This is a genomic window from Pseudomonas rustica (genome assembly GCF_049959085.1).
Taxonomy (GTDB): domain Bacteria; phylum Pseudomonadota; class Gammaproteobacteria; order Pseudomonadales; family Pseudomonadaceae; genus Aquipseudomonas; species Aquipseudomonas rustica.
The window spans coordinates 3,960,856-3,986,077 of the sequence record NZ_CP188200.1; the positions used below are offsets into that span (position 1 = coordinate 3,960,856).

Below are 25,222 nucleotides of genomic sequence, written 5' to 3' on the forward strand. Positions count from 1 at the left end.
TTGCGCCATGTCTGCTTCAAGTGAAAGCAAATCTCGCGGCTACTTCGACAGTTTCGGCAAAAGCGCCGAGGCTGAGTTCATGCCGGAAACCGCCGGGGCCGCGTTGCAGGATTCGCCGCGCTGGTCGCGGATCACCGTGTGGCTGGCGGCGGGGCTGCTGATCAGTGCGGTGGTCTGGGCCAAATTCGCCGTGCTCGAAGAAGTGACCATGGGCGAAGGCAAGGCGATTCCGTCGAGCAAGATTCAGGTGATCCAGAACCTTGAGGGCGGCATCGTTACCGAGATCTTCGTGCGTGAAGGGCAAATGGTGAACAAGGGCGACACCCTGCTGCGTCTGGATGACACGCGCTTCCGTTCGAACAAAGGCGAGAGCGAGGCCGATCGTTATGCGCTGACGGCGCAGGTCGAAAGACTGTCGGCCGAAGCGGAAGGCCGGCCGTTCAAGCTCTCCGATGAAGTGGTCGCCAAAGCGCCGCAAGTCGCTGAAGACGAGCGCTCGCTGTATGACCAACGCCAGCGCCGACTGGCCAGTGAACAACGAACCCTCAGCGAACAACTGCGGCAGAAAACCCAGGAACTGGCGGAATTTCGTTCCAAGCAGGGCCAGTTCAGTTCCAGTCTGGCCTTGCTGCAGCAAGAAATGAACATGTCCGAACCGCTGGTGAAAACCGGTGCGGTGTCGCCGGTGGAGATCCTGCGATTGAAGCGCAGCGCGGTGGAGATCCGAGGTTCGCTGAACGCCACCACACTCGCCATTCCCCGCGCCGAATCGGCGATTGCCGAGATCCGCAGCAAGATCGACGAATCCGAACAAACCTTCCGCTCCGAAGCCGCCAAAGAGCTAAACGAGAAACGCACCGACCTGTCAAAAATCACCGCGACCAGCATCGCCATCGACGACCGGGTCACCCGCACCACCGTGACGTCACCGGTGCACGGCGTGATCAAGCAATTGAAGGTCAACACCATCGGCGGCGTGGTGCAGCCGGGCAGCGACATGGTTGAAATCGTGCCGCTGGAGGACAACCTGCTGATCGAAGCCAAAGTGCGCCCGCAGGACGTGGCGTTTCTGCATCCGGGGCAGAAGGCGATGGTCAAGTTCAGTGCTTATGACTACACGATTTACGGCGGGCTGAGCGCCAAGCTTGAGCTGATCGGCGCGGACACGATTACTGATGACAAGGGCAACAGCTTTTACCTGATTCAGGTGCGCACCGATAAAAACCATTTGGGCGGAGATGTGAAGCCGCTGCTGATTATTCCGGGGATGGTGGCGACGGTGGACATCATTACCGGGGAGAAGAGTGTGCTGGATTACCTGTTGAAACCGGTCTTGAAGGCGCGGACTGAGGCGATGCGCGAGCGGTAGCGAATGATCGTTCCCATGCTCCGCATGGGAATGCCGCCCGGGACGCTCCGCGTCCCTTCGCGACTGTGACGCAGAGCGTCACTGGATGCATTCCCACGCAGAGCGTGGGAACGATCATCTATCGCCATGATTACGCTGAAAGGTCTCCTCCCCCATCGCCGCGATCTGCCCCTCGATCAACGCTTCAAACGGCTTGAGCAACGGCTCAAACGAAACCGGCGCCTCCAGCGTTTGCAACGCCTTCACAATCGCCTCAACCGTCGACAACGCCCCCGGCCCCGGGGCCTTGCGCAACCGATAGCGCGACACCCCGCCCTCGGCCAGCGTCACCCGTGGCAACGCCGCCAGCAGTGGATTGAGGTGCAGCATCTTGCGCGCTTTACGCCACGTTCCATCAGGCACCACCAGTAACAACGGCTCATCCGACTCAGCGTAAGCCTGCATCGGTTGCGCATCATCGGCGGGAAACAACAACCGCGCCCGATACCCCGGCTGATTCAACAACGTCGGCAAATCCTCAAAAACCTCGCCGACAATCAACTCGGCATTGCTCAACCCCAGCGCCGCCAATCGCGCGGTGTTCAACGCATGATTGACCTCGCTCGGATGCTGCAACAGCAACACCCGCGTGCGGCTGTCGAGGCTGGGGATCAGCGGGCACAGGCAATGGGTTTGTGGGCGCAGGCAGCGCGGGCATTGAGGTCTGGACATACTTCTTTTTCCTACAAGCTAAGCCTGATTGAGCTGTGCTTTGAGCAAATCGCGGAAGGTCTGGATCAGCGGCTCACGGCTACGGCCCCGGCGCATGATCATCGAGAACGGCGCCTGATAACCGAACGTCGCCGGCAGCAGAACCCGCAAATCCCCTTTGTCGGCCCACGCCTGCGCGTAGTGCTCCGGCAAGTAACCAATGTAGGCGCCGGACAGCACCAGAATCAGCTGCGCCTCCATACTTTCCACGGTCGCTGCGCTGTGCTTGAAACCGTGACGCGCCAGCTCGGCCTGACTCCAGTAACCACGACCGACCATGCGCTGCTGGGTGATGACTTGCTCAGGGATGCGCCGCTCGTTGAACAACGGATGGCGGCTGCTGCAATACAACCAGTGCTGCTCGCGGTACAGCGGCATGTAGACCAGACCGCTCATCCGTGTGGAGAACGCGCCGATGGCCAGGTCGAGGCGATTGTCCTGCACACCGAGTTGCAATTCGTACGGGCTCATCACCGATAAGTGCAAATGCACCGCCGGGTGTTCCTGACTGTAGCCGCCAATGGCTTCGGCGAACGGCAAGGCCTTGTCGCTGACCGTGGAGTCGATCACCCCGAGGTTGAGCGTGCCGCGCAATTCGCCCTTGAGCGCGGCGGCGTATTGCTCGAACCCTTCGAGTTCGGCGAGCAGGCGCAGGGTTTCCTGATGGAACAGCTCACCCTTGCTGGTCAGGCTGAACCCGCCGCGTCCGCGATGGCACAGCACCAGACCTAGCGCGGCTTCGAGCTGGCTCATGTAGGTGCTGATCGCCGAGGTCGACAGGTTGAGTTCCTGCTGCGCATTGGCGAAACCCTGATGGCGCACGACGCTGACGAAGATGCGCAATAGTTTCAGGTCGGGTAAAGCGTTGGCCATGTCTACTCCAAGGATCGTTCCCACGCTCTGCGTGGGAATGCAGCCTGTGACGCTCTGCGTCACCTACAAGTACGGCTGGACGCGGAGCGTCCGTAGATGCATTCCCACGCGGAGCATGGGAACGAGCCGGTGTGGAAGTCTGGCATTAGTTTAGAAAAATCTGAACTAAGTATTTGCCCGTAGCGATTCTTTCCCCTCACTACATTTCGCATCATCGGCCCCACAGCGGCGTCCGAACCTGTGCTCAACGGCGCGCCGATATAAATAAAACAAAGACGATGAGGCCCTACCCGTGGACAAGATTCTTCACCAACCACTGGGCGGCAACGAAATGCCGCGCTTCGGCGGCATCGCCACCATGCTCCGACTCCCCCATGTACCGACCGCTGCCGGCCTGGACGCTGCCTTCGTAGGCGTGCCACTGGACATCGGTACTTCGCTGCGCCCCGGCACCCGCTTCGGGCCACGCGACATTCGCACCGAATCGGTAATGATCCGCCCTTACAACATGGCGACCGGCGCTGCGCCGTTCGACTCGCTGGCCGTGGCCGACATTGGCGACGTGGCGATCAACACCTTCAACCTGCTCGACGCCGTGCGCATCATCGAAGAAGCCTACGACAACATCCTCGAGCACAACGTGATCCCGATGACCCTGGGTGGCGACCACACCATCACCCTGCCAATCCTGCGTGCGATTCATAAAAAGCATGGCAAGGTCGGTCTGGTGCACATCGATGCCCACGCGGACGTCAACGATCACATGTTCGGCGAGAAAATCGCCCACGGCACCACCTTCCGCCGCGCGGTTGAAGAAGGTCTGCTCGATTGTGATCGCGTCGTGCAGATCGGTCTGCGCGCTCAGGGTTACACGGCTGACGACTTCAACTGGAGCCGCGATCAGGGCTTCCGCGTGGTTCAGGCCGAAGAGTGCTGGCACAAGTCGCTGGCACCGCTGATGGCCGAAGTGCGCGAGAAAGTCGGCGGCGGCCCGGTGTACCTGAGCTTCGACATCGACGGCATCGATCCGGCTTGGGCACCTGGCACCGGCACCCCGGAAATCGGTGGCCTGACGACCATTCAGGCGATTGAAATCGTTCGCGGCTGCCAAGGCCTCGACTTGATCGGTTGCGATCTGGTAGAAGTCTCGCCCGCTTACGACACCACCGGCAACACCTCGCTGCTGGCCGCCAACCTGCTGTACGAAATGCTCTGCGTACTGCCTGGCGTGGTGCACCGCTGAGGGTTGCGTCATGAACGAACGTGATCAGGTTCTGCAAGCGGCCGCCGAACTGGTGGCTGCCTTTGCCCGTAACGATCGCGAGGCTTACTTCGGCGCGTTCAGCGCCGATGCAAGTTTCGTTTTCTACACCCTCGAACAGCCACTGCTGTCGCGCGATGCCTATCAGGCCTTGTGGGACAGCTGGCGCGCCGAGGATGGCTTCGAGGTGCTTGCGTGCACCTCGAGCAACGCCTTCGTCAGCCTGCAAGGTGACGTGGCGATTTTCATCCATGACGTGGCCACCGAGCTGCGCATGCAAGGGGAGCAACACTTCAGCCAGGAGCGCGAGACGATTGTTTTCAAGAAACAAGCGTCGAGCCTAGAACAACAAGGCCATTGGCTGGCCTGCCACGAACATTTGTCCGCGATGCCGGAAGGGCTGCCATCCCCTTAGCCAAAACAGGTGACGCTCACGAACGATGAGCGCGCCTTTGTGATCGGAGCAGATCATGAATAACAACAACAACGAAAAAAGCCTTAGCAGCATTGAAACAAACGGGGTCGAACAGATCCCGGATCATGAGCGCGACGCCCGACCCAGCGACCTGTTTCGCTTGATCTTCGGCGGCGCCAATACCTTCGCCACCGCCGTGCTCGGCAGTTTCCCGGTGCTGTTCGGTCTGTCTTTTCAGGCCGGCGTCTGGGCGATCGTGCTGGGCGTGGTGGTCGGTGCGCTGATCCTTGCGCCGATGGGCCTGTTCGGCCCGCTCAACGGCACCAACAATGCTGTGTCATCGGGTGCGCATTTCGGTGTGCATGGGCGGATCGTCGGCTCGTTCCTGTCGTTGTTGACGGCGATCGCGTTCTTCTCACTGTCGGTGTGGAGTTCGGGTGACGCGCTGGTCGGTGGTGCCAAACGTCTGATCGGCCTGCCGGAAACCGACCTGACCCTGGGTCTGGCCTACGGCTTGTTCGCGTTGCTGGTACTCACCGTGTGCATCTACGGCTTCCGCATCATGCTGTGGGTCAACCGCATTGCGGTGTGGGCCGCGAGCCTGTTGTTCCTGCTCGGCATTTTCGCCTTTGCCCCCGCCTTCGACAGCCAGTACGCCGGCAGCGTGGCCCTCGGTCAGGCAGGTTTCTGGGCGGCGTTTATCGGCGCCGCATTGGTGGCGATGAGCAACCCGATTTCCTTCGGCGCCTTCCTCGGCGACTGGTCACGCTACATCCCGCGCACAACCCCGAAAGCCCAGATCATGCTGGCGGTGATCGCGGCACAGTTGGCAACCCTGATTCCGTTTTTGTTCGGCCTGACCACCGCGACCATCGTCGCGATCAAGGCGCCGGACTACATCGCGGCGAACAATTATGTCGGTGGTTTGCTGGCGGTGTCGCCGAGCTGGTTCTTCCTGCCGGTGTGTCTGATTGCGGTGATCGGCGGCATGTCCACCGGCACCACGTCGCTGTACGGCACCGGGCTGGACATGTCCAGCGTGTTCCCGCGCGTGCTGTCGCGGGTGAAAGCGACGCTGCTGATCGGCTTGCTGTCGATTGCCTTCATCTTCATCGGTCGCTTCGCGGCGAACCTGGTGCAGAGCGTGTCGACCTTCGCCGTGCTGATCATCACCTGCACCACGCCATGGATGGTGATCATGATCATCGGCCTGTTGGTACGTCGCGGTTTCTACTGCCCGGATGACCTGCAAGTGTTCACGCGCGGCGAACAGGGCGGACGCTACTGGTTCAACCACGGCTGGAACTGGCGCGGCCTGGGCGCGTGGATCCCGAGCGCGGCGGTCGGCCTGTGCTTCGTCAACCTGCCGGGGCAATTCGTTGGCCCGCTGGGTGAAATGGCCGGCGGCATCGACATCAGCTTGCCGGTGACCCTGGGCCTGGCTTCGGTGGTGTACCTGACGCTGCTGAGCCTGTTCCCGGAACCGCGAGAAGTGTTCGGCCCGAAGGATGCACGGAGCCAAGGCGCGGAGTCGCCGGTAAAAGCGGCAATGCGACAAGCCGCCTGAATAAACGCCTATCCCCTGTGGGAGCGAGCTTGCTCGCGAAAGCGATCTGTCAGTCACATCAGTGTTGAATGTGCCGACGCCTTCGCGAGCAAGCTCGCTCCCACAGGAGACTGAATTCAGCCTCACATAAAAAAGACAATCGGAGACACGCCATCATGGCTTTGGATTTATTCGTCGTCCTCATCTACGCAGCCGGCATGCTTTTGCTCGGCTATTTCGGCATGCGCAAGGCCAAGACCAACGAGGACTTTCTGGTCGCCGGTCGTAACCTCGGCCCAAGCCTGTACATGGGCACCATGGCCGCTACCGTGCTCGGTGGTGCGTCCACCGTCGGCACCGTTCGCCTCGGCTACGTGCATGGCATCTCCGGTTTCTGGCTGTGCGCCGCGCTGGGTTGCGGGATTCTCGCGCTGAACCTGTTTCTGGCCAAACCGCTGCTGAAACTGAAGATCTACACCGTTACCCAAGTGCTGGAAAAACGCTACAACCCGATGGCTCGCTCGGCCTCCGCGCTGATCATGCTGGCCTACGCACTGATGATCGGCGTGACCTCGATCCTCGCGATCGGCACCGTCCTGCAAGTGCTGTTTGACCTGCCGTTCTGGGTCTCGGTACTGGTCGGTGGTGGCGTGGTGGTGATCTACTCGGCGATCGGCGGCATGTGGTCGCTGACCCTGACCGACATCGTCCAGTTCATCATCAAGACCGTCGGCCTGATGTTCATCCTGTTGCCGATCTGCCTGTACCGCGTGGGCGGTTGGGACGAGTTGGTGCTGAAGTTGCCGGCCACCGCGTTCAACTTCACCACGATCGGTTGGGACACGATCATCACCTACTTCATGATCTACTTCTTCGGCATCCTGATCGGTCAGGACATCTGGCAACGGGTGTTCACCGTCAAAAACGAAAAAGTCGCCAAGTACGCCGGCAGCGCCGCCGGCATCTACTGCATCATCTACGGCCTGGCCTGCGCCCTGATCGGCATGGCGGCACACGTGCTGATTCCTGATCTGTCCAACGTCAACAACGCCTTCGCCGCCATCGTCAAACTGTCGCTGCCGGACGGCATCCGGGGTCTGGTGATCGCGGCTGCACTGGCCGCCATGATGTCTACCGCCAGCGCCGGCCTGCTCGCCGCTGCCACCACCATCACCGAAGACCTGCTGCCGAAACTGCGCGGCGGTAAACAATCGAGCCTGGGCATCAACCGCCTGTTCACCCTGCTGACCGGCATTGTCGTGCTGGGTATCGCTCTGGTGGTGAACGATGTGATCAGCGCGCTGACCCTCGCCTACAACCTGTTGGTGGGCGGCATGTTGATCCCGCTGATCGGGGCGATCTTCTGGAAACGCGCAACCACCGCCGGCGCCATCGCCAGCATGGGTCTGGGTTTCGCCACCGCCCTGCTGTTCATGATCAAGGACGGCCTTGATGCCAACACGCCGATCTACTACAGCCTGGCTGTGGGCCTGATCAGTTTTGTGGTGGTCAGCCTGGTCTCCCCTCGCCCGGCTACCGTGGCGAGCGCGATCTAAGCTTGATGTAACGACTTGATGCTTTCTTCGACGGGTGTGGCGTCGGTTGCCACACCCGTTTTTTTCGTCTGTAGAAAAGTGCTGATGAAGATGCTTCACTCAAGCAGAACAACGACTAGAAAAATCTGCCATGAGAAGAGCTGCCGTGCGTGCCGCCGTGCACCGTTTCATCCGCCGTCTGCTGGAGAACCGCGACTTCAACGACCACACCAGCTTGGTGCAATTGGGGTTGGAAAAGGCCGATATCGAGGATTTGATCTTTCATCTGGAAGATGAATTCGGACTGACGGCATTCACCGCCGAAGAAGACCGCATGCTCAAGACCGCGAAGACCGCGAATGACTTGAGCCGGTTTTTGCTAGAGATTGGACGGCATTGAAAGCAAAAGATCGCAGCCTTCGGCAGCTCCTACACTGATCCATGTAGGAGCTGCCGAAGGCTGCGATCTCTTGATCCTTAAAGAGGCACTTACCGCCGGCGCGGCTGGCGGCGACGCTGCTCGTCATCGGTGCGGATCGGGACAGGTTGCAGAGGCGGTTCGATCAAGCCGAGGGCAACACCCAAGTCGTGCAGCCAGTTTTGAATTTTCTCTTTCATCGTCATGCCCCCTTCAGGGTGGTGCTGAGCGGCCGGAATTCTGAGGCCGCTTCGCACTGATAATAGTCCGAAGTCCTACGCAATGCTCGGCGAAATCCGCAATGATCTGTTACTGAATGGAACAGAATCTGCAGCCATTGGTTCAAGCCGTTTCTCGCACATCCGCCGAAGCCGCGGGATAGACAGCCTGCAGCACTTCTATCCACGTATTCGGATCGGCCCCGACCCTGCCTTTGGCCCCATGAGCCATGTTGTCGCACCCCCTGAATGCTCGGCCAGCGGCTACTGACCCAGCGCTTTGCGCAAACGCCGACGCACCCACTGTTCGGCGCTGACGAAGGTGATGCCGAGTAACACCAGCACGGCGCCGATGATGAAGTTCAGGCTCAGCTCTTCGCCGAGCAGAATCACGCCGAAGGTCACGCCGAACAGCGGCGTCATAAACGAAAACACCGCGAGATTGGCCGCCAGATACCGACGCAACAGCCAGAACCACACCAGGTAACTGAAGAACGACACCACCAGCCCTTGGAACAGCACACTGGCCACCGCCACCGTGGTCAGGTTGACGTGAGTGATCTGGCCGCTGAACAGCGCGATCAACAACAGCCCGACGAAACCGACCATCAATTGATAGAACAGGGTCAAGGTAACCGGCGCGTCGGATAAGCGTGAGGCACGCACGACCACGGTGGTCGCGCCCCAGCAGGCACCGGCCAGAATCCCGAAGAAATCACCGAGCAGCATGCTCCGGTCAAGGTTGTCCCACGACACACCGCCGGCGAAAGCAATCGCGATGCCGATGAAGGCGAGCAGAATCCCCAGCCATTGCAGCGGCCTTAGACGCTCGCTGGACAGCAGAAAATGCACGCCCAACGCGGTGAAAATCGGCGCGGTGTAGAGGAATACCGACATGTGCGCGGCCGTGGTCAGTTGCAGGCCTTCGGAGATAAAGAAGAATTCCAGACCGAACAACGCACCGGCGAGCAAACCGCCGCGCCAGGTGTTGCCGACCTGATCCCAACCACCCTTCCAGCAGATCAACAATCCTACAAGCAACGCGGAAATGCCTGACCGCCCCGCCGCCTGCATCACCGGCGCGATGTCCGGCGCAGCCCATTTGATCATGACTTGCTGCACGCCCCAGATCAGGCACAGGCCGATCATCACTTGCAGGGCAAACCGGTCGGCATTGCGCCGCTCGACACTCACCGCAACACCTCGAACACACACAACATGGCAGGCCATCCAATGGTCAGAAAACAGTGTTGGGGATTATCAATGAGTCGAAGGGAAAAAGGCGTCAGGAAAAGACATTTGTTTCTTCTGTAGCGTCAGCGGTGAATGGCCGTCGGCTGCGCCGCCATTCGCGAGCAAGCTCGCTCCCACCATTGGAATGCCTTCCCCTGTGGGAGCGAGCCTGCTCGCGAAGAGGCCCTCACTGCCAACCCATATGAAGGATCAGCGCCGGCCAAACCGCCTCACCACCAAAAACCCAACCGCACAAGCCACAGCCGTCGCCACCATCCCCCAAACCCAATCCATCAACGTCACCTGCACCGACCACCCACGTAACGTCGCCCAATTCGTCAGGTCATACGTCCCATACGCCACCAGCCCCAACAACGCCCCCCTCTTCACCGCCCACTGCCAACTCAGCGCGGGCAACACCACAAACACCACACAGCCAAAAACATACAGGCAATAAAAAACCGCGGCCGGTAACAGCAGCGGTTTTTCCAGCATCAGCGAACCGAGCAGTTCGCGGTAGGTCGGCGCCATCAACAGCCCCAGCCAGATGCCGTCGAGCAGAAGAAACGTCAGCAGCGTGGCGACGTAGGCAATCAGCGATCTTTTCATCTCACCACCCTCAATGTAGGAGCTGCCGCAGGCTGCGATCTTTTGACCCTCAACATCAACAAATCGCAGCCTGCGGCAGCTCCTACATGGGGCTGGCGTGGGCTCAGGTTAGTTCAATGCGATCGGCATGAATAACGATCTTGCCTTCCTTGTACAGCGAACCGATGGCCTTCTTGAAGTTGCCTTTGCTGACGCCGAACAGGCTGCTGATCAACGCTGGATCGCTCTTGTCGCTGACCGGCAGCGTGCCGTCGTTGTCGCGCAACTTGGCGAGAATCTTCGAGTTGAGGCTGCTCGCTGCTTCCTGACCCACCGGTTGCAGGCTCAGGGCAATCTTGCCGTCGGCGCGCACTTCCTTGATGTAGCCCTTCTCGCTCATGCCGGCGCGCATGAACTTGAAGATTTCGTTCTTGTGGATCAAACCCCAGTGCTTGTTGTTGATGATCGCCTTGAAGCCCATGTCGGTGGCTTCGGCGACCAGCAGATCAACTTCCTGGCCCTGGCTGTAATTGGCCGGGGTTTTGTCGAGATAGCGATCCAGCCGCGCGGTGGCGGTGATGCGGCGGGTGTGCTTGTCGAGGTAGACGTGCACCACGCAGTACTCGCCGGCGGTCATCTGGCGCTTTTCTTCGGAATACGGCAGCAACAGATCCTTCGGCAGCCCCCAATCGAGGAACACACCGATGCTGTTGACTTCAACAACTTTCAGACTGGCAAATTCGCCGACCTGAACTTTTGGTTTCTCTGTGGTAGCGAGAAGTTTGTCTTCGCTGTCCAGATAAACAAAAACGTTGAGCCAATCTTCATCTTCGCTGGGAATATCTTTAGGGATATAACGGTTGGGCAAAAGAATCTCGCCGTCCGCACCGCCGTCCAGATATAAACCGAAGTTAGTGTGTTTAACCACTTGCAAACTGTTGTAACGCCCGACTAAAGCCATTTCCAGAACCCTCATTACGTGGGCGGCATTCTACCCGTTTTTGCCGTGAACGTTCGCCGGCAGATCCTCGGTTTCGGCTAAATCTGCGCCACGCCTTGATTTTCCTTGATCGCCGACGAGCGAGGTGCCGCTCGTCAGTCTGCCAGCGAGGGTTTCAGCCGCGACATAATGTCCCGTCAAACAGCAATGATCTTATTTAAAACAGCAGGTTAGCTAGATATTCCAATTAATTAACCGCGAATAATGCAGCGCTGCACTGGGCTATTCCCGGGGATATTTACCAAGCAATTGTCAAGTAATTACTGTACGATGCCTGGCCGAGTTACTTTTCTACAGGTTAATGGCCGCCATGCGTGTAAAAGCATCCAACAGCAAAGCAAAGCCAGCTCCAGCCGTTGAAACCAGCGAATCGATCAACGATCAAATCGCAGCGTTCCTCAAGTCCGGCGGCGAGATCCAGCAAATTGCCAAAGGCGTCAGTGGCCAGACGTTCGGCCCGTCCAAGCAGATCAGCCTGGGCAAGAAGTAACACCCGGTTTTACACCCGTCCAGAGGCGCTTTGAGCTTCGAAGCGCCTGGACTGGCACCGCGCAACACCCTCCCCGTTTTAAACAAACCAAACAGCAAATATTCAGAAATCGACGAACGGCCTTCAATGCCGAGCATTCGCCGGTATCCTTGCACGCGTCTAGATCAAGCGTTTCAGCAGGCCCGCCGTCCTGCGCTCGCTGTTCATGGAGTGACGCATGCGCACATCTTCCTGTTTATTGCTTGTAGGCCTGCTCGCGGCAACGACTGCGCACGCGCAGATTTTTCAGCGTGAACTCGGTGATTTCGACCTGAAGCTCGGCACCACACCCAGCCGCAGCATGGCGCAGGGCCTGGTCAAACCGGCGGCGGTCGGTTCGTTCCACGGCGGTCTCGATCTGAGCCACGACAGTGGCCTTTACGTCGGTCAGTACGCACCGAGCATGGGCATCTCGCCGGGCAAGAACCTTGAAATCGACTCCTACGTCGGCTTTAAACAGCCATTCGATCAGTTACTCGGCTACGAAGTCGGGATGATTCATTACAGCTATCCGAAGGTCGACACCCTCGACAGCCAGGAAGTGTTCGGTGGCCTGACCCTGCTCGGCAGCCGCTTCGGCATCGCGCTGAGCAACGACCCGGATAAACAGAACAACACCCTTTTCGCCGACCTTGGCGGCAATCAGCCGTTCGGCATCGGCGTCAGCATGAAATACACCACCCACCAGTTGAACTCGCCAGTAGCGGTGGACGGCGGCTACGTCAGTAGTTTTACCGATTGGTCGGTGAAGTTCTCCCGCCCGGTGATGGGCGTCGATCTCGATCTCATTTACAGCAACTCCAGCCTCAGCGGCAGCGATTGCTCGGCCTATTCCGGCCACAACAGCCAGTGCGACGGCCTCGTCACGCTCAAGGCCGAACGCGCCTTCTATTGATCGGCTGAACTGCCGGGCTCATTCTGCGTTCACATAAACATCAGACCCTCAGGCTGGCCATCGCAAGGATTCGCCCATGTCTCGCTGGTTCAAGCACATTGCCGCGCTATTGATGTTCACTCTCGCCCTCGGCGCCTGCAGCCGCGTCGGCTTGGCCTATCGCAACCTCGACGTGATCATTCCGTGGACGCTCGGCGACTACGTCGACATGAACGGCGAGCAGAAAGACTGGTTCAACGAACGCCTCAAGGAACATCTGAACTGGCACTGCACCACGCAGTTGCCGGGCTACCTCGACTGGCTCGATCGCTTGCAAACCATGGTCGAGACCAATCAGGTCACCGACGCCGCGCTGCAGGCGCGCACCGCCGAAGCCAAGCAAGCCATCGCCGAAACCGCGAAAGAGATCACCCCGTCGGCCATCGAATTGCTGCAAGGCCTGGACGACAATCAAGTGGCGGAGATGAATGAAGCGTTTGCCAAGGACTTGCGCAAACGCCAGCAGGATTACGTCAATCCGCCGCTGGCCCAGCAGATCAAGGAACGTGGCGAGCGCATGACCAAACGCCTCAACGACTGGCTCGGCCCGCTCAGCCCTACGCAAGAACAGCGCGTAGTGGCCTGGACTAACGCTCTCGGCGATCAGAACACCCAGTGGATCGCCAACCGCGCGCATTGGCAAAAGCAGTTCAGTGCCGCCGTGGCGCAACGCAAGAGTGCGGAATTCCCACAGCGGATCGAGACGCTTCTGGTGAATCGCGAGAGCTTATGGACAGCGGATTACCGCAAGGCCTACGCCGACACCGAAGCGCAGGCGCGCTCGTTGTTCGTGGATTTGATGGCGGAGAGCACGCCGCAGCAGCGTCAGCGCTTATTGAAAAAGATCGAAGGGGTACGCAAAGACTTCAACGACCTCAAATGCCTGAAGGCTTCCAGACAGGGCTGAAGATCAAAAGATCGCAGCCTTCGGCAGCTCCTACACAAACCCTGTAGGAGCTGCCGAAGGCTGCGATCTTTTGATTTAACAACAATGCTCAGGCGATCTGGGCTTTCGAGGCGACTTCATCAAACGTCGCTTCATCCAGCGCATCGGGCTGTTCATCCAGCACCTGACGCGGGTGGTCATTGCCGGGAATGCTGCTGTCGATCAGGCTCAGCAAGCTCGAACCGCGCGGGGTCAGAGAAAAATTGTTGCCGGTGCTGCCCTCCTCATCCGGACGCGGCTGGATAAAACCGCGCAAAAGCAACAGCCGTTCATAGTCGCAGGCCACCGTTTTCAGGTGATCCAGATTCTCGATCGGCTCGCCGGCGCTGGCTTTCTCCGCCGCGTAATCCTCAGCGTAGGCGCGAGGGGCGAAGCTGTGGCCGGCGCTGTTTTGCACTTCGTGCAGCAAGCGTTCAATCAAATCCCAGTTATAAGTCGTCATCCTGATTCAACCTCCGGTGCGCATGATTTGGGGCGCGTACCTAGGTTGTGACCGGAGGCTGGCGCAGCCGTTCAGCTGTATTTCCGTTGCCGACCGACCGGCGGTCTGTCGATTTCCCGGCGGGCTGAACGACTAGTCTGAAACAGACGGTTTCAACCCCGCAGGAGAAATCATCATGAACGTTGAGAACCATCCGGTGGTGTCGCGTGACGCATGGCTCGCCGCCCGCAAACAACATTTAGAACACGAAAAAGCCTTCACCAAAGAGCGCGATCGCCTCAGCGCTGAGCGCCGCGCCTTGCCTTGGGTGAAAGTCGACAAGGACTACCACTTCCAGGGCCCGAACGGCGAATTGAAGCTGGCAGACCTGTTTGGCGACCACAGCCAATTGGTGATCTACCACTTCATGTTCGCCAAGGATTGGGAGGAAGGCTGCCAGGGTTGCTCGTTCCTCAGCGACCACATCGACGGCGCCAACCAGCATTTGGCCCATCACGATATCGCCGTGGTTGCGGTGTCTCACGCGCCTTTCAACGAGTTTCAAGACTTCAAAAAACGCATGGGCTGGAAGTTTGACTGGGTATCGTCAGAGGGCTGCGACTTCAACTATGACTTCGGCGTGTGCGCCCGTGCCGAGGATGTTGCCGCCGGAAAGGCTACGTACAACTACGAAAAAACTGACAGCGCAGAGGAAGAAATGCCCGGGCTGAGCGTGTTTTACAAGGACAACGCCGGAAACATCTTCCACACCTATTCCACCTACGCCCGAGGTCTGGACATGCTGGTTGGAGCCTACAACTACCTCGACCTGACGCCGAAGGGCCGCAATGAAGACGAGATCATGGAATGGGTGCGGCATCATGATCGGTATGAAGGCGCGACAAAATCCAGCTGCTGCCACGGCAAATGATCGCCCTTTGTGGGAGTGAGCCTGCTCGCGAAAGCGCCGTGTCAGCCACCATGAATAGTGCCTGACATACCGCTTTCGCGAGCAGGCTCGCTCCCACAGGTTCTGCCACAGTTTCTGAACTTTTCACAGGCTTTGCCCCTCAACCGGTTAACCCGCCTTAACCGGAGCTGAGGCCTGCCCCCATGAAAACCCTGATCAAGCTCACCCTCGCCGCCACCCTTGCCTGCGCCCTGCCCGTCTGGGCCTGCACGCCTGAGGAGGCGACCGCCAAACGTGAACAACTGGCCAAAGAGGTCACCAAGCTCACTGAACAGAATCCGGCCAAGGCCAAAGAGATCAACGCCGAGTTGCAGAAAATGGATCTGGGCACGGCCAGCGCGGATCTGCCGGACAAGTGCCAGTTGATTGATCAGCGCTTGAAAGAGTTGGGTACGGCGGAGAAGAAGGCGGAAGGCTAAAGCGAAGATCGCAGCCTTCGTCAGCTCCTACAGAGGGGCGAAAAAAAACCCGGACATTGTCCGGGTTTTTTTATCCAGCCTTAAACGACTTACTCAGCCGCTGGCTCTGCCGGCTTGCGGCGCTTGAGCGGGGCCATGCCGTCGCTGCTCACCAGAGAGTCTGGCTTCGGACGGTTGGCGCTCTTGCGCTTGGTCGGCGTCTTCGCGGCGGTTTTCTTCTTGTCGCCCTTGGCGTCGGTCTTTTTCTTCTTCACGCCAACGGCTTTGCCCGAGGCCTTGACCTTTTTCGGCCCGCCGTAGGTGCCTTTGACTTCCTTGACGGTGCGGCGCTCGAAGCTCTGCTTGAGGTAGCGCTCGATGCTCGACATCAGGTTCCAGTCGCCGTGGCAGATCAGCGAGATCGCCAGGCCGTCGTTACCGGCACGACCAGTGCGACCGATACGGTGCACGTACTCGTCGCCGCTGCGGGGCATGTCGAAGTTGATCACCATGTCCAGACCATCAACGTCCAGACCACGGGCCGCGACGTCGGTGGCCACGAGGATCTTCACGCCGCCCTGCTTCAGACGGTCGATCGCCAGTTTGCGATCTTTCTGATCTTTCTCGCCGTGCAGCACGAACGCTTTGTATTCCTGAGCCACGAGGCGGCCGTAGATGCGGTCGGCCATGGCGCGGGTGTTGGTGAAGATGATCGCCTTCTGATAGGTCTCGTTGGCCAGCAGCCAGTTCACAATCTGCTCTTTGTGCTGATTGTGGTCGGCGGTGATGATTTGCTGACGGGTGGTCGAGTTAAGCTGGCTGACCGCGTTGAGCTGCAAGTGCTCAGGGTTGTTCAGCACTTTGGCGATCATTTCGCGCAGGCCGGAACCACCGGTGGTGGCCGAGAACAGCATGGTTTGCTGACGGTTCGTGCATTCGTCGACCAGACGCTGAACGTCTTCGGAGAAGCCCATGTCGAGCATGCGGTCGGCTTCGTCGAGCACCAGCACTTCGACTTCTTTCAAATCGAGGTTGCCGGCGTTGAGTTGCTCGATCATGCGGCCCGGGGTGCCGATGAGGATGTCCGGCACTTTGCGCAGCATCGCCGCTTGTACCTTGAAGTCTTCACCGCCAGTGATCAGGCCGGATTTGATGAAGGTGAACTGCGAGAAACGCTCAACTTCCTTCAGGGTTTGCTGGGCCAGCTCGCGGGTCGGCAGCAGGATCAGCGTCTTGATGCTGACGCGAACCTTGGCCGGGCCGATCAGGCGATTGAGGATTGGCAGAACGAAAGCGGCGGTTTTGCCGCTACCGGTTTGCGCAGTCACCCGCAGATCACGCCCTTGGAGCGCCAGCGGGATGGCCGCGGCTTGCACAGGCGTTGGCTCGACAAATTTCAGCTCGGCCACAGCTTTAAGCAGGCGTTCGTGCAGGGCGAATTGGGAAAACACGGGTGCTACCTCGAAGATATGCAAAAAAACAGCTGCATAGGTTACCGGTTTCGAGCGCTCAGGCCGAGTTTCTTTATGCAAACGGCAGCAATCAGTGGTTTTTTTGTTGCCTGATTTGTCTCCAAACGTAATACCTGGCGTCTTAAATGCTCTAATCGGCCATCGCGTCTTACAGAAGAATCGTTTCACTTATGGATATCAAACAGCTCTGGCTCAACGCCCAAGACCTCTGGGGCACCCTCGAACAGCATCCGATCCTGCAAGCCAGCCTCGCGCTGATGCTGCTGTTGGTGATCGCGTTGGTACTCGGACGAGTGGCGCGCTACCTGATCCTGCACGCCAGCCGCATGCTCGGTCGTCAGCCGGCGTTTCACTGGATCAACGATTTACGCCACAACAAAGTATTTCAGCGCCTGGCGCAGATTACCCCGTCGCTGGTGATCCAGTTCGGCCTGCACCTGGTGCCGGAACTGAGCAAAACCGCGATGAACTTCCTCGGCAACGTCGCGCTGGCGTTCACCATCCTGTTTTTGCTGCTGACCATCAGCGCGCTGCTCAATGCCCTGCTCGATATCTACGCGCGCACCGAACACGCCCGCACGCGCTCGATCAAAGGCTACGTGCAACTGGCGAAAATGGTTCTGTATGTGTTTGGCGGGATCATCATCGTCGCCACCCTGATCGACCGCTCGCCGCTGTTGCTGCTCTCCGGTCTCGGTGCGATGTCGGCGGTGATTCTGTTGGTCTACAAAGACACGCTGCTGTCGTTCGTCGCCAGCGTGCAGCTGACCAGCAACGACATGCTGCGGGTTGGCGACTGGATCGAAATGCCGCAAGTCGGCGCCGATGGCGATGTGGTCGACATCACTTTGCACACGGTCAAGGTGCAGAATTTCGATAAAACCATCGTGTCGATCCCGACCTGGCGCTTGATGTCCGAGTCGTTCAAGAACTGGCGTGGCATGCAGCAATCCGGCGGACGGCGGATCAAACGCAGCCTGTTCATCGACGCCAGCGGCGTGCGTTTCATCCGCGATGACGAGGAAGAAAAGCTCTCGCAGGTGCATTTGCTCACCGATTACATGAGCCGCAAGAAAGCCGAGCTCAAGGCGTGGAACGAGGCGCAGGGCAATGTCGCGGCGATGTCGGCCAACCGCCGGCGCATGACCAATATCGGCACGTTCCGCGCGTATGCGTTGGCGTATTTGAAGAGTCATCCGGAGATTCAACCGAACATGACCTGCATGGTGCGGCAGATGCAGACCACTGCGCAGGGCATTCCGCTGGAGATCTACTGCTTCACCCGCACCACGGCGTGGGCGGATTACGAGCGGATTCAGGGGGATATTTTTGATTATCTGCTGGCGGTGTTGCCGGAGTTTGGGTTGAGTCTGTATCAGCAGCCGAGTGGCGGGGATTTGCGCTCTGGCCTGCTGCCAGCGGTGCTCGGCTCGGCAAGCATCCCCGAGCCACAAAAACACCTCATGTAGCCCAAAATTCCCCTGTAGGAGCTGCCGAAGGCTGCGATCTTTTGACCTTAAAGATCAAAAGATCGCAGCCTTCGGCAGCTCTTACGGGGATTATGCGGTGCGTCGGATGCCCAGGCGGCTGATCCACACGGCAGCAAGGATGACGCTACCCCCCAGGAACAACCGCCCCAATTCCTCATGCTGATTCCAGATCAGCAAATTCAGCAGCAACCCCACCGGCACATGCAGGTTGTTCATCACCGCCAACGTCCCGCCATTGACCATGCACGCGCCCTTGTTCCACCAGTACATGCCCAGCGCGGTCGAGACCAGTCCGAGAAACAGCAGCACGCCCCACTGCAGCGGCGCTTCCGGCAGAAAATTCGCTTTGCCGAACAGCAAAAACGCTGGCAGCACCACCGCCAGCGCGCCGACGTAGAAGAAGCCAAACCGTCGGTAATGCGGCAAATCACTCGGGTGCTTGGCCACCAGATGTTTGTATATCACCTGCCCGGCGGCGTAGGTGAAGTTGGCCAATTGCAGCAGCAGGAAGCCCATGAAGAAGTCCGGGCTGATGCTGTCGAAACGAATCACCGCCGCCCCACTCACCGCCACCAGTGCGGCGATCAGCGCCCACGGGTTGAAGCGGCGGTTCAGCGCGTCTTCGATCAACGTCACGTGCAACGGCGTGAGGATGGTGAACAGCAACACTTCCGGCACCGTCAGCACGCGGAAGCTCAGGTACAGACAGACGTAGGTCACACCGAACTGCAACGCACCGATCATCAGCATGCCGCGCATGAACGACGGCTCCACCGAACGCCAGCGCGTCAGCGGAATGAACACCAGCCCGGCCAGCACCACGCGCACCAGCACGGCGAAGTAACTGTCGACATGACCGGCCAGATACTCGCCAATCAGACTGAAGGAAAACGCCTGGATCAGCGTGACAAAAAGTAGATAGCCCATGCTCGCCTCGGTTTTGAATGGCGGCGACGATAGCGGGTTTTCGATTCTGCAACCAACACAAATCCCCCGTAGGAGCTGCCGCAGGCTGCGATCTTTTGATGTTGTTTTCAAAATCAACATCAAAAGATCGCAGCCTGCGGCAGCTCCTACAGGGGATTGGTGAATTCCGGGCAAAAAAAAGCCCGATCTCGCCTATGCGTTCAATCGGGCTACAGCACTCAGGAGCAACAAGTGCAAAGGGAGGTTCGATGCGCGTGGAACCTTGAAGGGGTTGCGCCAGGTCACTAGACCATCCAGAGATTATCTGGCGATTAACCTGTCAAGCGACCTGGGACAGTTTGGCGTTGGCCTGGTTGAGGCCCTTCTCTTGGAAGTCGCCACCGAGGTTCATGCCTTCGGCGTGGATGAAGGTCACGTCGTTGATACCGATGAAACCCATGACCTGACGCAGGTACGGTTCCTGATGATCCGCCGGGCCGCCGGCGTAGATGCCGCCGCGAGCGGTCAGCACGTAGGCACGCTTGCCGCTAAGCAGGCCTTGCGGGCCGGTTTCGGTGTACTTGAAAGTCACGCCGGCACGCAGCACGTGGTCGAGCCAGGCCTTGAGGGTGCTCGGGATGGCGAAGTTGTACATCGGCGCAGCCATCACCAGCACGTCAGCGGCGAGCAGTTCATCAGTCAATTCATTGGAGCGATCCAGCGACGATTGTTCGCTGGCGTTGCGCTGTTCGGCAGGTTTCATCCAGCCACCCAACAGGTTGGCGTCCAGATGCGGTACCGGGTTCACGGCGAGGTCACGCACGGTGATCTGATCGGCAGGGTGTGCAGCTTTCCACTGGCTGATGAAGGTCTGGGTCAGTTGACGGGACACCGAGTCTTGCTGGCGGGCGCTGCTTTCAATGATCAGAACGCGGGACATGTTGTGTAGCCTCCATCCGAGAATGTTGTAAGTCGATGGAGTGAAGGTTAAACAGAGTTGAATCGATGAAAAAGCGCAAATAATTGCTGCAAAGTATCGAATAATTCGTTTAGATGCTGACACCTACCCTGTAGGAGTGAGCCTGCTCGCGATGGCGTAGTGTCAGGCACCATTAATTTATCTGACACACCGCTATCGCGAGCAGGCTCACTCCTACAAGGGATCCGGGGTTATTTCGGGACGCAGGTCAGTTTGATGCGCAACTTGATAATCGAGCGGGTGAACTTGGCCGTGGCGTTTTTATGTTTGCCGGCCGGGACATCGATGCTGCGGGTGCGCGGCGCCTCGGGGCCGTTGCTGAACATGGCCTTGCACGTCGCATCGACATCGCCGTAGTTGGCGACCCGAATGGAACCGATGTCGTTGTCGGTGTCGTAGGTTTCGTAGTCGATCTTCAATCCGTTGAGATCCTTTTCCACGTCGATCGGGTACGCGAACGCCGTCAGCGGCAGCAGCGCCAGCAACACACAACAGAATTTTTTCATTCGGCAGTCTCCATGAGGGACCGCCAGCTTAGGACAAGAGGAGCTATTGATGAAAGCGCCCCGCGTGACCCTGGATCAATGGCGAACATTGCAGGCCGTGGTCGACCATGGCGGATTTGCCCAGGCCGCCGAGGCCCTGCACCGCTCGCAATCGTCGGTGAGCTACACCGTCGCGCGCATGCAGGATCAGCTCGGCGTGCCGCTGTTGCGCATCGATGGGCGTAAAGCCGTGCTCACCGAAGCCGGAGGCGTGTTGCTGCGTCGTTCGCGGCAACTGGTGAAACAGGCCAGTCAGCTCGAAGACCTTGCCCATCACATGGAACAAGGCTGGGAAGCGGAAGTGCGGCTGGTGGTCGACGCCGCTTACCCGAGTGCGCGCATCGTCCGCGCGCTCACCGCGTTCATGCCGCAAAGCCGTGGCTGCCGCGTGCGTCTGCGTGAAGAAGTGTTGTCGGGTGTGGAAGAAGTCCTGCTCGAAGGCGTGGCCGATCTGGCCATCACCGGCCTGAGCATTCCCGGCCACCTCGGGGCGGAATTGAGCGACGTCGAGTTCATCGCCGTCGCCCACCCCGATCACCCGCTGCACCGGCTCAATCGCGAACTGAGTTTTCAGGATCTCGAAACGCAGATGCAAGTGGTGATCCGCGACTCCGGCCGCCAGCAACCCCGCGATGTCGGCTGGCTCGGCGCTGAACAGCGTTGGACGGTCGGCAGCCTCGCCACCGCCGCGACATTTGTCAGCAGCGGTCTGGGTTTTGCCTGGTTACCTCGACACATGATTGAACGAGAACTCAAGGATGGCTCGCTCAAGCTGCTACCGTTGGACAGGGGCGGCACCCGCAACTCCAGCTTCTATCTGTATTCGAACAAAGACAAACCCCTGGGCCCGGCGACGCAAATCCTCATCGAACTGCTGCGCACCTTCGATACGTTGCCTTTGGATGCGCCGTACGCCGCCCCTGAACAAGCCTGACACGGAGTCCACCGATGGCGTATTTCGAGCACGAAGGTTGCAACCTGCACTACGAGGCATATGGCCACGGTAGGCCGTTGCTGCTGGTTCACGGGCTCGGTTCGAGCACGCTGGACTGGGAAATGCAGATCCCCGCACTCGCCGCGCACTACCGGGTGATCGTTCCGGATGTTCGCGGCCACGGCCGTTCGGACAAACCCCGTGAGCGCTACAGCATCGCCGGTTTCAGCGCCGACCTGCTTGCGCTGATCGAACATTTGAACCTCGGCCCGGTGCATTACGCCGGGCTGTCCATGGGCGGCATGATCGGTTTTCAGTTCGCCGTCGATCACCCGCAATTGCTTAAAAGCCTGACCATCGTCAACAGCGCGCCCGAAGTGAAATTGCGCAGCCGTGATGACTATTGGCAGTGGTTCAAACGCTGGAGTCTGATGCGCGTGCTCAGCCTCGAAACCATCGGCAAAGCCCTCGGCGGCAAACTTTTTCCCAAGCCGGAACAGGCCGATCTGCGGCAGAAAATGGCCGAACGCTGGGCAAAAAACGACAAACGTGCTTATCTCGCCAGCTTCGATGCGATTGTCGGTTGGGGCGTTCAGGAACGACTTTCCCGCGTGACCTGTCCAACCCTCATCGTCAGCGCCGACCGCGACTACACACCCGTCGCGCTGAAAGAAACCTATGTAAAACTGCTGCCTGATGCACGGCTGGTGGTGATCGACGATTCGCGCCACGCCACCCCGCTCGACCAACCGCAACGCTTCAATCAAACGCTGCTGGAGTTTCTCGCCACAGCCGACCTTCAATCTCAGGATCACTGACCCATGCTGAAAAAACTCGCCCTCGCCGCCGGTACCGTTCTGTTTGCCGCCAACCTGATGGCAGCAACGCCAGCCAAGGCGCCACACGTGCTGCTGGACACCACCAACGGCCAGATCGAAATCGAGCTGGATCCGGTCAAGGCGCCGATCAGTACCAAGAACTTCCTTGAGTACGTCGACAGCGGCTTCTACACCAACACCATTTTCCACCGCGTGATTCCGGGCTTCATGGCTCAGGGCGGCGGTTTCACCCAACAAATGCAACAGAAAGACACCAAGGCACCGATCAAGAACGAAGCCAGCAATGGCCTGCACAACGTTCGCGGCACGCTGTCGATGGCGCGCACTTCCAACCCGGATTCGGCCACCAGCCAGTTCTTCATCAACGTGGCTGACAACGCCTTCCTCGACCCGGGCCGTGACGCCGGTTACGCGGTATTCGCCAAAGTGGTCAAGGGCATGGACGTGGTCGACATCATCGTCAACTCGCAGACCACCACTAAAAGCGGCATGCAAAACGTGCCTGTCGACCCTGTGATCATCAAGTCGGCCAAGCGCATCGACTAAGTTCTGCAGGGCATATCGAGCGGCGCCGGGCTGATCCCGCGCCGCTCACACTGATAAAAGGAGAGCCCGCATTCCGGGCGGTTATCTGATGCTCTATCGCCGTTTCGAACAACTGATCGACATATTCCGCGACGCCCCCACGGCGTCCCCTCCAGACCGTGTCTGGCCCTTCTATGTTTACTACCTCAAACAGGTCTGGCCGAGTTTCGCCGCCCTGCTCGTCGTTGGCCTGTTTGCCGCGCTGATCGAAGTGGCGCTGTTCAGTTACCTGAGCCGCATCATCGACCTGGCCCAAGGCACGCCGAACCCGAATTTCTTCAGCGACCACGCCCTCGAACTGACGTGGATGGTGGTGGTTGCCCTTGTGTTGCGGCCGATCTTTTTCGGCCTGCACGACCTGCTGGTGCATCAGACGCTGAGCCCCGGCATGACCAGCATGATCCGCTGGCAGAACCACAGCTATGTGCTCAAGCAGAGCCTGAATTTCTTCCAGAATGACTTCGCCGGGCGCATCGCCCAACGCATCATGCAGACCGGTAACTCGCTGCGTGATTCTGCGGTGCAAGCGGTGGATGCGCTGTGGCACGTGGTGATTTACGCGATCAGCTCGCTGGTGCTGTTTGCCGAAGCTGACTGGCGCCTGATGATCCCGCTGCTGCTGTGGATTGCCGCCTACATCGGCGCGCTCTACTACTTTGTGCCACGGGTCAAACAACGCTCGGTGGAAGCCTCCGACGCGCGCTCGAAACTGATGGGGCGCATCGTCGACGGCTACACCAATATCGCCACGCTGAAGCTGTTCGCCCACACCAATTTCGAACAGCACTACGCCAAGGAAGCCATCGAAGAACAGACCGTCAAAGCGCAACTGGCTGGCCGCGTGGTCACCAGCATGGACGTGGCGATCACCACCATGAACGGCTTGCTGATCGTCGGCACTACCGCGTTGGCCCTGTGGTTGTGGACGCAATCGTTGATCACCGTCGGCGCGATTGCTTTGGCGACCGGTCTGGTGATTCGCATCGTCAACATGTCCGGCTGGATCATGTGGGTGGTCACCGGGATTTTCGAAAATATCGGCATGGTGCAGGACGGTCTGCAAACCATCGCGCAACCGGTCAGCGTCACCGATCGCGAAGACGCCAAACCGCTGCAAGTGGCCCGTGGCGAAGTGCGTTTCGAGCACGTCGATTTTCACTACGGCAAGAAGCGCGGGATCATCGGCGACCTCAACCTGAACATCAAACCCGGCGAGAAAATCGGTTTGATCGGGCCGTCCGGCGCCGGCAAATCGACCTTGGTCAACCTGCTGCTGCGCCTGTACGACGTCGAGGGCGGGCGCATTCTGATCGACGGGCAGAACATCGCCGACGTCGGTCAGGAAAGCCTGCGTGCGCGCATCGGCATGATCACCCAGGACACTTCGTTGCTGCACCGTTCGATCCGCGACAACTTGTTGTACGGCAAACCGGACGCGACCGATGCCGAGTTGTGGGACGCGGTGCACAAGGCGCGCGCCGATGAGTTTATTCCGTTGCTGTCGGACGCCGAGGGTCGTACCGGTTTTGATGCGCACGTCGGCGAGCGCGGGGTGAAATTGTCCGGGGGTCAGCGTCAGCGCATTGCGATAGCGCGGGTGCTGCTCAAGGATGCGCCGATACTGATCATGGACGAAGCCACCTCGGCGCTGGACTCGGAAGTCGAAGCGGCGATTCAGGAAAGTCTGGAAACGCTGATGCAGGGTAAAACCGTGATCGCGATCGCGCACCGGCTCTCGACGATTGCGCGGATGGATCGGCTGGTGGTGCTGGAGAACGGCAAGATTGCCGAGAGCGGTACTCATGCTGAGCTGCTCGCGCATCGCGGTTTGTATTCGCGGCTGTGGGCGCACCAGACCGGGGGGTTCGTCGGTATCGACTGATGCACTGAATGATCGTTCCCACGCTCCGCCTGGGAACGCAGCCCGTGACGCTCCGCGTCACTGGACGCGGAGCGTCCCATTCCCACGCAGAGCGTGGTAACGATCACTGTAGGAGCTGCCGCAGGCTGCGATCTTTGCTTTTTGCCCTGCTGGAAATCCGTAAAAACCCTGCTGTACTCAGCCAAG

Annotated in this window: 27 protein-coding genes; 16 read left to right on the forward strand and 11 right to left on the reverse strand. The window is 59.2% G+C overall.

Annotation, left to right across the window (positions count from 1 at the left end; translation table 11 throughout):
* Nucleotides 1-7: 7 nt before the first annotated feature.
* The gene (locus tag ACP3TY_RS17865; RefSeq protein WP_426618108.1) at nt 8-1,369 is read left to right on the forward strand and encodes an HlyD family type I secretion periplasmic adaptor subunit; all 1,362 of its coding nucleotides are present in this window, start codon (nt 8-10) and stop codon (nt 1,367-1,369) included.
* Between the two features lie 114 nt (nt 1,370-1,483).
* Here ACP3TY_RS17865 and ACP3TY_RS17870 read toward each other — a convergent pair whose 3' ends face one another.
* Both ACP3TY_RS17870 and ACP3TY_RS17875 read right to left on the reverse strand, forming a co-directional pair.
* Nucleotides 1,484-2,080 (reverse strand): tRNA-uridine aminocarboxypropyltransferase, encoded by a 597-nt coding sequence (locus tag ACP3TY_RS17870; protein WP_426618109.1) that lies wholly within the window; start codon nt 2,078-2,080, stop codon nt 1,484-1,486.
* Nucleotides 2,081-2,098: 18 nt separating this feature from the next.
* Entirely contained in the window at nt 2,099-2,992 is an 894-nt protein-coding gene (locus tag ACP3TY_RS17875) for a LysR family transcriptional regulator (protein ID WP_053118206.1), read from the reverse strand.
* Between the two features lie 292 nt (nt 2,993-3,284).
* Here ACP3TY_RS17875 and speB point away from each other — a divergent pair, with 292 nt between their 5' ends.
* From speB to ACP3TY_RS17900, 5 genes are all read left to right on the forward strand, one after another.
* Nucleotides 3,285-4,235, forward strand: coding sequence for an agmatinase (speB, locus tag ACP3TY_RS17880; protein WP_008086245.1), 951 nt, complete (start codon nt 3,285-3,287; stop codon nt 4,233-4,235).
* A gap of 10 nt (nt 4,236-4,245) precedes the next feature.
* Nucleotides 4,246-4,668: a YybH family protein gene (locus ACP3TY_RS17885; RefSeq protein ID WP_053118199.1), complete on the forward strand. Its 423-nt coding sequence runs from the start codon at nt 4,246-4,248 to the stop codon at nt 4,666-4,668.
* Nucleotides 4,669-4,723: 55 nt separating this feature from the next.
* Complete coding sequence (locus tag ACP3TY_RS17890) at nt 4,724-6,235, forward strand: purine-cytosine permease family protein (RefSeq protein WP_426618110.1); 1,512 nt, start codon at nt 4,724-4,726, stop codon at nt 6,233-6,235.
* Between the two features lie 155 nt (nt 6,236-6,390).
* Nucleotides 6,391-7,770 (forward strand): sodium:solute symporter, encoded by a 1,380-nt coding sequence (locus ACP3TY_RS17895; protein ID WP_426618111.1) that lies wholly within the window; start codon nt 6,391-6,393, stop codon nt 7,768-7,770.
* Between the two features lie 130 nt (nt 7,771-7,900).
* A complete protein-coding gene (locus ACP3TY_RS17900) occupies nt 7,901-8,149 on the forward strand; it encodes an acyl carrier protein (RefSeq protein ID WP_400649150.1) in 249 nt (82 codons plus the stop codon).
* An 89-nt stretch (nt 8,150-8,238) separates the two neighbouring features.
* Here ACP3TY_RS17900 and ACP3TY_RS17905 read toward each other — a convergent pair whose 3' ends face one another.
* The 4 genes from ACP3TY_RS17905 to ACP3TY_RS17920 all read right to left on the reverse strand — a co-directional run bounded on the left by ACP3TY_RS17905 (nt 8,239) and on the right by ACP3TY_RS17920 (nt 11,167).
* Nucleotides 8,239-8,367, reverse strand: a complete 129-nt coding sequence (locus tag ACP3TY_RS17905; RefSeq protein ID WP_003184145.1) for a PA1414 family protein — start codon at nt 8,365-8,367, stop codon at nt 8,239-8,241.
* Between the two features lie 282 nt (nt 8,368-8,649).
* Nucleotides 8,650-9,579, reverse strand: coding sequence for a DMT family transporter (locus ACP3TY_RS17910; RefSeq protein ID WP_426618112.1), 930 nt, complete (start codon nt 9,577-9,579; stop codon nt 8,650-8,652).
* A gap of 249 nt (nt 9,580-9,828) precedes the next feature.
* On the reverse strand, nt 9,829-10,227 hold the full coding sequence (locus ACP3TY_RS17915) for a DUF2177 family protein (protein WP_426618113.1): 399 nt from the start codon (nt 10,225-10,227) through the stop codon (nt 9,829-9,831).
* 103 nt (nt 10,228-10,330) lie between these two features.
* Complete coding sequence (locus ACP3TY_RS17920) at nt 10,331-11,167, reverse strand: CvfB family protein (RefSeq protein WP_053118186.1); 837 nt, start codon at nt 11,165-11,167, stop codon at nt 10,331-10,333.
* A 340-nt stretch (nt 11,168-11,507) separates the two neighbouring features.
* Between ACP3TY_RS17920 and ACP3TY_RS17925 the strand changes: the two genes are divergently transcribed.
* From ACP3TY_RS17925 to ACP3TY_RS17935, 3 genes are all read left to right on the forward strand, one after another.
* The gene (locus ACP3TY_RS17925; RefSeq protein ID WP_016702300.1) at nt 11,508-11,696 is read left to right on the forward strand and encodes a hypothetical protein; all 189 of its coding nucleotides are present in this window, start codon (nt 11,508-11,510) and stop codon (nt 11,694-11,696) included.
* A 217-nt stretch (nt 11,697-11,913) separates the two neighbouring features.
* Complete coding sequence (locus ACP3TY_RS17930; protein ID WP_053118184.1) at nt 11,914-12,630, forward strand: TorF family putative porin; 717 nt, start codon at nt 11,914-11,916, stop codon at nt 12,628-12,630.
* Nucleotides 12,631-12,706: 76 nt separating this feature from the next.
* Nucleotides 12,707-13,576, forward strand: coding sequence for a DUF6279 family lipoprotein (locus ACP3TY_RS17935; protein WP_426618114.1), 870 nt, complete (start codon nt 12,707-12,709; stop codon nt 13,574-13,576).
* Nucleotides 13,577-13,664: 88 nt separating this feature from the next.
* On the opposite strand, the gene ACP3TY_RS17940 is transcribed toward ACP3TY_RS17935, so the two are convergent.
* Complete coding sequence (locus ACP3TY_RS17940) at nt 13,665-14,057, reverse strand: transcriptional regulator (protein WP_400649156.1); 393 nt, start codon at nt 14,055-14,057, stop codon at nt 13,665-13,667.
* A gap of 175 nt (nt 14,058-14,232) precedes the next feature.
* Here ACP3TY_RS17940 and ACP3TY_RS17945 point away from each other — a divergent pair, with 175 nt between their 5' ends.
* Both ACP3TY_RS17945 and ACP3TY_RS17950 read left to right on the forward strand, forming a co-directional pair.
* Nucleotides 14,233-14,967 (forward strand): DUF899 domain-containing protein, encoded by a 735-nt coding sequence (locus ACP3TY_RS17945; protein ID WP_426618115.1) that lies wholly within the window; start codon nt 14,233-14,235, stop codon nt 14,965-14,967.
* Between the two features lie 182 nt (nt 14,968-15,149).
* Nucleotides 15,150-15,425, forward strand: a complete 276-nt coding sequence (locus tag ACP3TY_RS17950; RefSeq protein ID WP_053118177.1) for a hypothetical protein — start codon at nt 15,150-15,152, stop codon at nt 15,423-15,425.
* A gap of 89 nt (nt 15,426-15,514) precedes the next feature.
* Here the strand turns inward: ACP3TY_RS17950 and ACP3TY_RS17955 are convergent, their stop codons facing one another.
* The gene (locus tag ACP3TY_RS17955) at nt 15,515-16,855 is read right to left on the reverse strand and encodes a DEAD/DEAH box helicase (RefSeq protein WP_053118174.1); all 1,341 of its coding nucleotides are present in this window, start codon (nt 16,853-16,855) and stop codon (nt 15,515-15,517) included.
* A gap of 191 nt (nt 16,856-17,046) precedes the next feature.
* Between ACP3TY_RS17955 and ACP3TY_RS17960 the strand changes: the two genes are divergently transcribed.
* A complete protein-coding gene (locus ACP3TY_RS17960; RefSeq protein WP_053118172.1) occupies nt 17,047-18,345 on the forward strand; it encodes a mechanosensitive ion channel family protein in 1,299 nt (432 codons plus the stop codon).
* 90 nt (nt 18,346-18,435) lie between these two features.
* On the opposite strand, the gene ACP3TY_RS17965 is transcribed toward ACP3TY_RS17960, so the two are convergent.
* The 3 genes from ACP3TY_RS17965 to ACP3TY_RS17975 all read right to left on the reverse strand — a co-directional run bounded on the left by ACP3TY_RS17965 (nt 18,436) and on the right by ACP3TY_RS17975 (nt 20,757).
* Nucleotides 18,436-19,293, reverse strand: coding sequence for a carboxylate/amino acid/amine transporter (locus tag ACP3TY_RS17965; protein WP_426618116.1), 858 nt, complete (start codon nt 19,291-19,293; stop codon nt 18,436-18,438).
* 319 nt (nt 19,294-19,612) lie between these two features.
* Entirely contained in the window at nt 19,613-20,212 is a 600-nt protein-coding gene (locus tag ACP3TY_RS17970; RefSeq protein WP_053118168.1) for an FMN-dependent NADH-azoreductase, read from the reverse strand.
* Nucleotides 20,213-20,442: 230 nt separating this feature from the next.
* Entirely contained in the window at nt 20,443-20,757 is a 315-nt protein-coding gene (locus ACP3TY_RS17975; protein ID WP_426618117.1) for a 3-phosphoglycerate kinase, read from the reverse strand.
* Nucleotides 20,758-20,806: 49 nt separating this feature from the next.
* On the opposite strand from ACP3TY_RS17975, the gene ACP3TY_RS17980 reads away from it, so the two are divergent.
* From ACP3TY_RS17980 to ACP3TY_RS17995, 4 genes are all read left to right on the forward strand, one after another.
* A complete protein-coding gene (locus ACP3TY_RS17980) occupies nt 20,807-21,730 on the forward strand; it encodes a LysR family transcriptional regulator (RefSeq protein WP_008086429.1) in 924 nt (307 codons plus the stop codon).
* Between the two features lie 14 nt (nt 21,731-21,744).
* Nucleotides 21,745-22,548, forward strand: coding sequence for an alpha/beta fold hydrolase (locus tag ACP3TY_RS17985; RefSeq protein ID WP_426618118.1), 804 nt, complete (start codon nt 21,745-21,747; stop codon nt 22,546-22,548).
* Between the two features lie 3 nt (nt 22,549-22,551).
* Nucleotides 22,552-23,115, forward strand: coding sequence for a peptidylprolyl isomerase (locus ACP3TY_RS17990; protein WP_053118162.1), 564 nt, complete (start codon nt 22,552-22,554; stop codon nt 23,113-23,115).
* Nucleotides 23,116-23,203: 88 nt separating this feature from the next.
* Nucleotides 23,204-25,036, forward strand: coding sequence for an ABC transporter ATP-binding protein (locus ACP3TY_RS17995; RefSeq protein WP_053118159.1), 1,833 nt, complete (start codon nt 23,204-23,206; stop codon nt 25,034-25,036).
* Nucleotides 25,037-25,222: the final 186 nt, after the last annotated feature.